The organism is Polaromonas sp. P1_G4 (assembly GCF_056405475.1).
Map to the genome: position 1 here is coordinate 1 of NZ_JBFUCA010000759.1, position 1,516 is coordinate 1,516.

Here is a 1,516-nt window from a genome sequence, read left to right on the forward strand (position 1 = left end):
CGCCTGAGCTGGCCATTTGCGGCTATGCGGCAGAAGACCTGTTCTTGCGCCCATCGTTCATCCAGGCCTGTGATGATGCCGTGAATCTGGTGGCCCGCGAGCTGGCCGGGTTAAAAGGCCTGACAGTGGTGGTGGGCACGCCCACCCACGGCGACAACGGCAAGGGGCTGCGCACCAAAAGCGTGGAAGTGCAGCAGCGCCACAACGCGGCCAGGGTGCTGCGCGAGGGCCGCGTCGTCGACACCTATGCCAAGCGCGAACTGCCGAATTACCAGGTGTTTGACGAACGCCGCTATTTCACGCCGGGGCAGGGCACTTGCGTGTTCCAGGCCGGGGAGGGCGATGACGCCGTCAGCGTCGGGCTGCTGATCTGCGAAGACGCCTGGTTTGAAGAGCCGGCACGCCTGGCCAGGGAAGCGGGGGCCGAACTGCTGGCGGTCATCAACGCGTCGCCGTTTCATGTCGGCAAAGGCGGCGAACGCGAGCAGATGATGCAGGTCCGGGCCCAGGCTACCGGGTTGCCGCTGATTTATGCGCACCTGGTGGGTGGGCAGGACGAAATCGTATTTGAGGGCGCGTCTTTTGCCTTGCAGGCCGATGGCGCGCTGGCCGGAAGGGCTGAAAGCTTCAAGGAAAATCTGTTTGTAATTCAGGCAGGACGAGCGCAAGCAGCTATTAAATTAATAGCAAGTACGGTGCCTGAACGCAGCCATGAGGCGGACCTGTGGGACGCGCTGGTGCTGGGCGTGCGCGACTACCTCGGTAAAAACGGCTTTCCGGGTGCCATTCTGGGGCTTTCGGGCGGCATTGATTCGGCACTGGTATTGGCGATCGCGGTGGATGCGCTGGGCGCCGACAAGGTGCGCGCGGTGATGATGCCTTCGCCCTATACGGCAGACATCTCCTGGATCGATGCGCGCGAGATGGCCGAGCGCGTGAAGGTGCGTTACGACGAGATTTCCATCGTGCCGGAGTTCGAGGCCTTCAAGGCTTCGCTGGCCGGTGAGTTCAAGGGCCTGAAGGAAGATACGACCGAGGAAAACATCCAGGCGCGTATCCGCGGCGTGTTTTTGATGGCGCTGTCGAACAAGTTCGGCTCCATCGTGCTGACCACCGGCAACAAGAGTGAAATGGCTACCGGCTATTGCACGCTCTACGGCGACATGGCCGGCGGCTTTGCGGTCATCAAGGACCTGCTGAAGACCACGGTGTTTCGCCTGGCGCGCTGGCGCAACGAAAACGACCCGTACGGCACGGGCAGCAACCCGATTCCCGAGCGCATCATCACGCGGCCGCCCAGCGCCGAGTTGCGGCCCGACCAGACCGACCAGGACAGCCTGCCGCCCTACGAGGTGCTGGATGCCATCCTGGAGCGCTACATGGAGAACGACCAGGGCGTGGATGCCATCGCCGCTGCCGGGTTTGACCGCGCGCTGGTCGTGCGCGTGGCCCAGCTGATCCGCATCAACGAGTACAAACGCCGCCAGGCGCCCGTGGGTATCAGGGTCACCCACAG

At 63.3% G+C, this 1,516-nt stretch carries 1 protein-coding gene; it reads left to right on the forward strand.

All coding sequences use genetic code 11. The annotated features are described in order from the left end of the window. On the forward strand, positions 1-1,516 hold a 1,516-nt coding region (locus tag AC1D1X_RS23070; RefSeq protein WP_477699308.1), incomplete at both ends, for an NAD+ synthase.